This window comes from Bradyrhizobium altum (assembly GCF_020889705.1).
Lineage (GTDB): Bacteria > Pseudomonadota > Alphaproteobacteria > Rhizobiales > Xanthobacteraceae > Bradyrhizobium > Bradyrhizobium altum.
Genome location: NZ_JACMYP010000332.1, coordinates 1 through 8,227 on the forward strand (window position 1 = coordinate 1; position 8,227 = coordinate 8,227).

The following is an 8,227-nucleotide window of genomic DNA, read 5'->3' on the forward strand; positions in this document are numbered from 1 at the left end:
CCGGCAGGTCTGCGCCTGACACCGCGTAGCCGTCGACGGCGGAATTCATGAACGGCGGCAGCGGCAGGGGCGCTGCCACGTCGTGGCTAAGGATGCGTCCGTCGGCGTCCACCAGGGCGACGGCTTCCGTCTCGCCGACAGGCTTGACGCGCGAGGCGATGATCGCGACGGCCTCGTCGACCGACATCATCGGTCCGCCGAACGCGAAACAGTCGTCGGAAAGCTGCGCCATGATGTCCTCAGTCCTCGGCCATCGACAAGATTTGTTCAACCCACATCGCGAACCGCGGCGTTATCCTCAAAGCCGGACCATCCGTGACGAATCCTTGGCAGTTCCGGCGAGGCGGCGGAGAGTGGCCAGTCCGTCTCCGATCGTGCTTATATCCCCAGCTTCGTTACCATGTGAACCCATTGGGACGCCGACCTGTGACCGAGAAGACCACCGCGCCCATTATTGTTCCGGACCCGGACGATCCGCGACTGACCGAGCGCGTCATCGGCATCGATCAGACCGGCGAGCGGACCGAGATCAAGGTGCCGGTCGAGCGGCCGCTGACGCTTTACCTCAACGCGCAGGAGATCGTCACGATGATGACGATCAACGACTATCCCGAATACCTCGCGCTCGGCTACCTCCTGAACCAGAACATGCTCAAATACGACGACGTCGTCACCGAGGTCGAATATGACGACGATCTGGAGGTGGTGGTGGTCCGCACCGAGCACCACACCAATTTCGAGGCGAAGCTGAAGAAGCGGACGCAGACCTCGGGCTGCGCCCAGGGGACGGCGTTCGGCGACCTGCTCGAAGCCGTCGAGAAGGTCGCGCTGCCGAAGGCCGAACTGCGGACCTCATGGCTCTACCAGATGACCCACACCATCAACACGATGCCGTCGCTCTATCTGGAAGCGGGCGCCATTCACGGCTGCGTGCTGTGCAAGGAGAGCACCCCGGTCTGCTACACCGAGGATGTCGGCCGGCACAACGCCGTCGACAAGATCGCGGGCTGGATCTATCGCCACAATGTCGATCCGGCAGACAAGATCCTCTACACCACCGGGCGGCTCACCTCCGAGATGGTGATCAAGACGGTGCGGATGGGCATCCCGATCCTGGTCTCCCGCTCCGGATTCACGGCGTGGGGTGTCGATCTGGCGCGGCAGGTCGGATTGACGCTGGTCGGACGCGCGCGCGGCAAGCGCTTCATCGCGCTGTCGGGCCAGGAGCGGATCGTCTACGACCAGAACCTCGACTATGTCGAAGAGGAATCGATGCGGCACAAGCGCAAGGGCGAGGCCGACAATGACTGATATCCCGGGCGTGCTGCTGGCCGGCGGCCTTGCGCGGCGGATGGGCGGCGGCGACAAGCCGATGCGCAAGATCGCCGGCCGGACCATTCTGCAGCGGGTGATCGACCGTCTCGCCCCGCAATGCAGCGGGCTGATCATCAACGCCAATGGCGACCCCGCGCGCTTCGCTGCCTTCGGCCTTCCCATCGTCGCCGACGATGTCGCCAATTATCCCGGCCCCCTCGCCGGCATCCTGGCGGCGCTCGACTGGACCGCGGCCAATCGGCCGGGTGCGAAATGGGTGCTGAGCGCGGCCGGCGACTGTCCGTTTCTTCCGCGTGATCTTGTCGCACGCCTGGAGCAGGCGCGCGCGGCAGAGAATGCCGAGCTCGCGGTCGCCTCATCCGGCGGGCAGGTGCATCCGGTCATCGGTCTCTGGAGCGTGCGCTTGCGGAACGAATTGCGCTATGCGCTCGTCGAGGAGGACGTGCGCAAGATCGATCGCTGGACCGCGTGCTATCCGCTGGCAACGGTCGAATGGCCGACCGAGCCGCTGGATCCGTTCTTCAACGCCAACACCGTCGAAGACATCATGGAAGCCGATCGCCTCGCCGCACTTGACGGCGGCTAAGACGCGCGCTTGCGTCCGGAACGGACATCCCCGGCTGCGAGCACGCACACAGCTAGCCGAGCTGCCCGCTGGCCCGCCCTCTCCGATCCGTTTCCACCGCGCGCAGATAGTCGAGCATCAGGCCGCTGGTTGCGGACAGATGCGCGGCATCGCGGACCACGATCTTCAGCTCGCGCCGCCCCCAATCGTCACGCAGGGGGATGGCACGAAGACCCATGCCGGCGCCGACGACCGCGAAGGCACGATCGGGGATCAGGCCGAGCCCCATATTGGCCTGCACCATGCGGCAGACTGCATCGAAGCCGGGCACGTTGATGCGCAGCCGCATCGTCTTGCCGGCTTGCGTGGCCGCATATTGCGAGCGCAGGTAGATCGAGCTCGCGGTGTGCAGGCCGATCTGGTCGAAATCGAGTGTCTCGATGAACCGCAATTTCTCGCGGCCGGCCAGCGGATGGTCCGGCCGCATCACGACCACCAGATTGTCGTAGCGATAATGGAAGGCTTCGAGCGCGCGGCTGTCGGCCTCGGCCGAGCAGATGCCGATTTCGGCCGCGCCCTCCTCGATGCCGCGCACCACCTGCCCGCTCGGCCGCTCCTGCAGATCGACGCGGAGCAGCTCATGCGCCGCGAAGAATGCTGAGAGGTCCTCCGGCAAATACTGCACGATCGCCGAGAGGTTGGTGAGCATGCGGACATGGCCGCGCACGCCTTGCGAATATTCCGACAGTTCGACCGCGATCTTTTCGACATTGAGCAGCGTGACCCGGGCATGATGCAGCAGCGCCTCGCCGGCCGGCGTCAGCGCCATGCCCTTGGCGAGCCGCTTGAACAGCGTGACGCCGAACGCGAGCTCGAAATCGTTCATCCGTTTCGACACCGCCGACGCCGCGATCCCCTCGCGCTGCGCGGCGCGGGTGAGGTTCTGCTCGTCGCAGACGGCGACGAAGAGGCGGAGCGTGGTGAGGTCCACCCGGCGCGTCAGCGCGGTCTCCGCCGGCGTGGCGGCGCGCGGGATGTCGACGTCGACGTGGGCAAGCGACATGGGCGGCGTCCTCAGGAGGAGCACAGGGTAACGCCGCGGCTGGCGCGGAAAATCCCAAAGCGGCGAGGAATGAGGTGGATAGTTGGGAAACGATTCCAACAATGAGCTCAGCGGGCAGATTCTGTCCTAAGCCGATCCGTCTGTGACGAACGCGTAATATTGGGTTCATTCTCTTCGCGCGCGGATCAGCGAAGCGGAACCCGCCATGATGCTCGCGGGAGTAGCGGATCACGCTACGCAAATCTATCCAGCATGCCGACCAGATGGCGCATGATGCCGCGGCGGATTGACTCAGAGCCGTCCGGAATAGCTCGCGACCAGCTTCACAAGATCGGCCTGTCGCTTCGTGGCGGTCTTTTCATAGATGCGATGCAGATGGGTCTTGACGGTTTGCTCGGAAATGCCGAGCACCGGGGCGACTTCGGGCACGCCGCCGATCTCGACGATCGCAAACATGACCCGAACCTCCGCTGGCGTCAGCCTGAACTCGTCGGCGATAGCCTCTGGCGGTGACAGCAAATCCAACTCGGCCTTGCGGACGAACACAGCCGCCGCTGCCGAGTAGGAAACACCCGCCTTGCGGCGCGCGCCCGAGGTCAAGGGCAGCACATGAGCGACGTAGCGCTCGCCGGTGCGCGCGGTCAGCGGCATCGCGATCCCCTTCTTTCCGACGGCCGCATCGCCCGCCTGGGCCGCCGCGAATATCTCAAGCAGATGCCGGTTGCCCTCGGGATCAAGCGCTGCGATCCGGCCGCGGTTGGAACGCAGCACATTGGCCTCGGCGATCAGGCGATGGGCGCTGGCATTGGCATGGATGATGCGGCCGGTCGAATCGACAATGAACATGCTCGAGACGAGTTCGTCGAGACTGTCCGCCAGCGCCGCTGCCTCGACGCGATGGAGATCGATTACCTTGCCAATCAGCATGGCGCGCCGGACGTGCGGCGTAATCAGTTCGAACCGCTGGCGCATGCGGTCGTCGACCTGGCCCTGCCCGGCGTGACGCATGGCGGTGAACAGCGCGCAGCTCGTCACGCCCTTTTCCAGGTTCGAAAACAGGCCGTCGGTCAGGCCTTGCGGCAACAGCCATTCGCGAAAGAAGCGCGTCCGAACAAACTCCTCGCAGGAAATCACGTCGGGGACGGCGACCGGCTGCTCCACTTCGAAAAAGACGACGCCCGGAAAGATCGGATTGATCTTGCCGTACCCCTCCCGATAGAGCTTGAAATAGTGCGGCGCGTCGGACTCGCGGCCCCACCAGAACAGCGCGTCCGTTGCCCTGCTGACCGAGTCCTGCGAATGCAGGCTGGCGGAGGCCGCGCCGACATAGCCGCAGATGGTTTCAAACGCGCTCGGCCACAGTGCCGGGTCGAGCGAAGCATCGTAGATGTCGCCGATGACCCGCGACAGTTCGTCAGCTTCACGCATGTCGGTGGCTCCAGCCTGCTGAACCGACCCCAGCATCGTAGCACGCCCGGGGAGCCGGCAGCCAGCACCTCAATCGATCGGGTGACGCGGCGGCCGCACCGATCCGGCAAGTTACGACCGTCGGGTAACCCGCATAACGCCAGCGACGGGCAGGGCCGAGTTCCGACACGGACGGGAGCACAGGGCCCTGTCGGGCAACCCAACTGGCCCGTGAGATCAGGAGAGGATCATGCGTGACGAAGCCAAGATCAAGTTGCGTGAGAGCCTGCGCGGTACAGTCATCGAGCGTGGCGAGGCCAACTACGACGAAGCCCGTGCGCTGTATAATGGCATGATCGACAAGCGGCCATTGCTGATCGCCCGCTGTGCCGATGTCGCAGACGTCATCGCTGCGGTGACGTTCGGCCGCGACAATGACCTGCCAATCGCGATCCGCGGCGGTGGCCATAATGGGCCGGGCCTCGCCAGCGTCGATGACGGGCTGGTCATCGACCTCTCCGCCATGAAGGGCGTCCGCGTCGACCCGGTTACTCACCAAGCGCGGGTCGGTGCCGGATGCACCCAGGGCGACGTCGACCATGCCACGCACGCGTTCGGCCTTGCGGTGCCGGCCGGCATCATCTCGACGACCGGGATCGCCGGCCTGACCCTGAGCGGTGGCCACGGCTATCTCACCCGCAAATACGGCCTCACCATCGACAATCTGGTCGAGGCCGACGTTGTGCTCGCCGATGGCAGCTTCGTCGTCGCCAGCAAGGACAACAACCCTGATCTGTTCTGGGCGCTGCGCGGCGGCGGCGGCAATTTCGGCGTCGTCACCTCCTTTGTGTTCCAGCTCCACCCCGTCAACACGGTGTTTGCCGGGCCGATCGCCTGGGACCAGAAGCAGGCGCGCACCATCATGCAGCGCTATCGCGACTTCCTGCCGGCAGCACCGGAGGAACTCGGCATTTTTCTCGGGCTCAAGACAGTTCTGTCCAGTCCGCCGTTTCCGGAAGAGCTTTGGGGAAAGCCCATCTGCCTCCTGATGTGCTGCTACGACGGCCCGGAGGATGCGGCCAGGAAGGCTCTGGCGCCGTTGCTCGACGCATTGCCGGCGCCGTGGTTCAACTGGATGGGGACGATGCCGTATCCGGCGGTGCAGAGCATGTTCGACGGGCTCTACCCCAAGGGGATGCAATGGTATTGGCGTGGCGATTTCGTCAAGACGCTGCCGGACGCCGCGATCGACATCCATCTCGAGCAGGCCGCGCAAGCGCCAAGCGAATTGTCGCTCATGCATCTCTACCCGATCGACGGCGCGGTGCATCGCGTCGGCAACGGCGAGACCGCATGGAATTGCCGCGATGCGACCTGGTCGATGGTCATCGCCGGCATCGATCCGAATCCGCAAAAGGCGGGGCCGCTCACCCGATGGACCAAGGCCTATTGGGAAGCGGTTCACCCGTTCGACCTCGGCGGCGCCTACCCGAATTTCATGATGGATGATGAGGGCGACGCCCGCCTCAAGGCAACCTACGGGTCCAACTATGCGCGACTGGCGGCGGTGAAGCGCAAATATGACTCCGCCAATCTATTCCGGGTCAATCAGAACATCATGCCGGCCGCCTGATGCCGCGGCCCGTGATATTGCGAAGGCGAAGGCTTCGCGAAGTGATCCAACAAGAAACGCGGCGCCGAGGCGCCGCGTTTCCGAATGCTTTGATCGAGTGAACCGTCAGCCCGCGACCTTGGCCGCCGGCACGTCGCGCTGGCGCTTCATCACGATCTTGTTCAGCGCGCCGAGATAGGCCTTTGCAGAGGCAACCAGCGTGTCCGGATCGGCAGCGCGCGCGGTCATCGAGCGGCCTTCATGGGCGAGACGCACCGAGACTTCGGCCTGCGCGTCGGTACCTTCGGTCACTGCGTGGACCTGGTAGAGCTCCAGCTTGGCCTCGTGCGGCACCAGGCGCTTGATGCAGTTGAAGACGGCGTCGACCGGGCCGTTACCCTCGGCTTCCTCGATCTTGATCTGGCCGTCGACGTCGAGCTTCATGGTCGCGCGCTGCGGGCCATGGGTGCCGGCGATCACGGTCAGCGAAGCCAGCTTGATGCGGTCGTGCGCGGCCGCCATCTCCTGATCGACCAGCGCTTCGATGTCCTCGTCGTAGATGTCCTTCTTGCGGTCGGCCAGCGCCTTCATCCGCGTAAAGGCATCCTCCAGCTGGTTGGCGCCGAGCTTGTAGCCCATCTCCTCCAGCTTGTGGATGAAGGCGTGGCGGCCGGAATGCTTGCCGAGCACCAGCGAGGACTGCTTCAGGCCGACCATCTCGGGCCGCATGATCTCGTAGGTCGAGGCATCCTTCAGCACGCCGTCCTGATGGATGCCGCTCTCATGGGCGAACGCGTTGCGGCCGACGATCGCCTTGTTGTACTGCACCGGGAACGAGGTGGCGGCGGACACCACCTTCGAGGCGCGGGTCAGCTGCGTGGTGTCGATCTTGTTCCAGTACGGAAACTTGTCGTTCCGCACATTGATCGCCATCACGATCTCTTCCAGCGCCGCATTGCCGGCGCGCTCGCCGATGCCGTTGACGGTGCACTCGACCTGACGCGCGCCGCCGACGATGCCGGCCAGCGAGTTCGCAACCGCCATGCCGAGGTCGTTGTGGCAGTGGACCGAGAAGATCGCCTTGTCGGAGTTCGGCACGCGCTCGATCAGCGTCCGCATGAAGTGGGTGTATTCCTCGGGCACCGTGTAGCCGACCGTGTCGGGGATGTTCACCGTGGTGGCGCCGGCCTTGATCACGGCTTCGACGATCCGGCACAGATAGTCCATCTCGCTGCGGGTGCCGTCCTCGGCCGACCATTCGACGTCGTCGATCTGGTTGCGGGCGCGGGCGACCATCGCGACCGAAGTCTCGATGACCTCCTCGGGGGTCTTGTTCAGCTTCACGCGCATATGCAGCGGCGAGGTCGCGATCACGGTGTGGACGCGGCCGCGGCGAGCGAACTTGACGGCTTCGGCGCAGCGGTCGATGTCGGCCGGATGGGCGCGGGACAGGCCCGCGATGACCGCGTTCTTGGAGCGGCGGGCGATCTCGCTGACCGCCTGAAAGTCGCCTTCCGAGGTGATCGGGAAGCCGGCCTCGATGACGTCGACGCCCATATCATCCAGCAGCTCGGCGACCTCGAGCTTCTCCTCGAAGGTCATGGTGGCGCCGGGGCACTGCTCGCCGTCGCGCAGGGTGGTGTCGAAAATGATGACGCGGTCCTTCTCGGACTTGTTCACGGTGGCCATGTGAGAAATTCCTTTAAACTTTGCGCCCGTCATGTTGCTTGGGCGATGTCAGGGTCCGGTGATCTCGTACAAACCCCTGAGTGCCCAGGCGCAAACGCCCAGCCGGCCCTCAGGGGCAGGTAAGAAGAAGGCCGCCAATAAGCAGGGTGGGCGCCGCGGCCGGGATCGTGGCGGTAGCCTGGGCCACCTCCTCCGAAATCCCATCGATTTGGCCGCGAATCAGCATTGCCAGACCCTGTTGAGCGCCGAAATCCTCGGTCAAAACCGTTGACGGTTGGTTGCCGGGACGCGCTATGCTCCGTCGTTCTAGACGATTATGGCAAGCCGCCGCAATGGGTAAAGATGGTCAACGGGGTTGACCTATCGTGCCGCATGGCACGGCGCGCCCGGCCCCGTCCCTGTCCCCTCACCTCCGCCCGCGCGAAGACGCGCGCAGGCTCGACGGCGAGCGGCCGTAGAGACCGGCGAAGGCCGCGTTGAAACGGCGGACGCTGCCGAAGCCGGCGCGGAAGGCGATCTCGGTCATCGCGTCATCGGTGGTGTCGATCAGCCGCTT

The 8,227-nt window shown here is 64.8% G+C and carries 7 protein-coding genes and 1 pseudogene; 3 read left to right on the top strand and 5 right to left on the bottom strand.

The genetic code is table 11. The annotated features are described in order from the left end of the window. Positions 1 to 232: pseudogene (locus H8B02_RS42215) on the bottom strand (molybdopterin molybdotransferase MoeA); the annotation flags it as partial. A gap of 194 nt (positions 233 to 426) precedes the next feature. Here H8B02_RS42215 and H8B02_RS42220 point away from each other — a divergent pair. Further along, on the top strand, positions 427 to 1,311 hold the full coding sequence (locus H8B02_RS42220; RefSeq protein WP_229171599.1) for a formate dehydrogenase accessory sulfurtransferase FdhD: 885 nt from the start codon (positions 427 to 429) through the stop codon (positions 1,309 to 1,311). After that, entirely contained in the window at positions 1,304 to 1,921 is a 618-nt protein-coding gene (gene mobA, locus H8B02_RS42225; protein WP_229171601.1) for a molybdenum cofactor guanylyltransferase MobA, read from the top strand. The genes H8B02_RS42220 and mobA overlap by 8 nt, the downstream gene beginning before the upstream one ends. A gap of 52 nt (positions 1,922 to 1,973) precedes the next feature. On the opposite strand, the gene H8B02_RS42230 is transcribed toward mobA, so the two are convergent. Both H8B02_RS42230 and H8B02_RS42235 read right to left on the bottom strand, forming a co-directional pair. After that, a complete protein-coding gene (locus H8B02_RS42230) occupies positions 1,974 to 2,963 on the bottom strand; it encodes a LysR family transcriptional regulator (protein WP_229171602.1) in 990 nt (329 codons plus the stop codon). Positions 2,964 to 3,254: 291 nt separating this feature from the next. Then, positions 3,255 to 4,391 carry a helix-turn-helix transcriptional regulator gene (locus H8B02_RS42235; protein ID WP_229171604.1) on the bottom strand — a complete coding sequence of 379 codons (1,137 nt, stop codon included), beginning with the start codon at positions 4,389 to 4,391 and terminating at the stop codon, positions 3,255 to 3,257. 229 nt (positions 4,392 to 4,620) lie between these two features. On the opposite strand from H8B02_RS42235, the gene H8B02_RS42240 reads away from it, so the two are divergent. Further along, positions 4,621 to 6,003 (top strand): FAD-binding oxidoreductase, encoded by a 1,383-nt coding sequence (locus H8B02_RS42240; protein ID WP_229171606.1) that lies wholly within the window; start codon positions 4,621 to 4,623, stop codon positions 6,001 to 6,003. 105 nt (positions 6,004 to 6,108) lie between these two features. On the opposite strand, the gene H8B02_RS42245 is transcribed toward H8B02_RS42240, so the two are convergent. Together H8B02_RS42245 and H8B02_RS42250 are read right to left on the bottom strand one after the other, a co-directional pair. After that, entirely contained in the window at positions 6,109 to 7,671 is a 1,563-nt protein-coding gene (locus H8B02_RS42245) for a 2-isopropylmalate synthase (protein WP_229171608.1), read from the bottom strand. Positions 7,672 to 8,077: 406 nt separating this feature from the next. After that, positions 8,078 to 8,227 (bottom strand): helix-turn-helix domain-containing protein (locus H8B02_RS42250; RefSeq protein WP_229171610.1); only part of this gene is annotated, 150 nt, incomplete at its 5' end.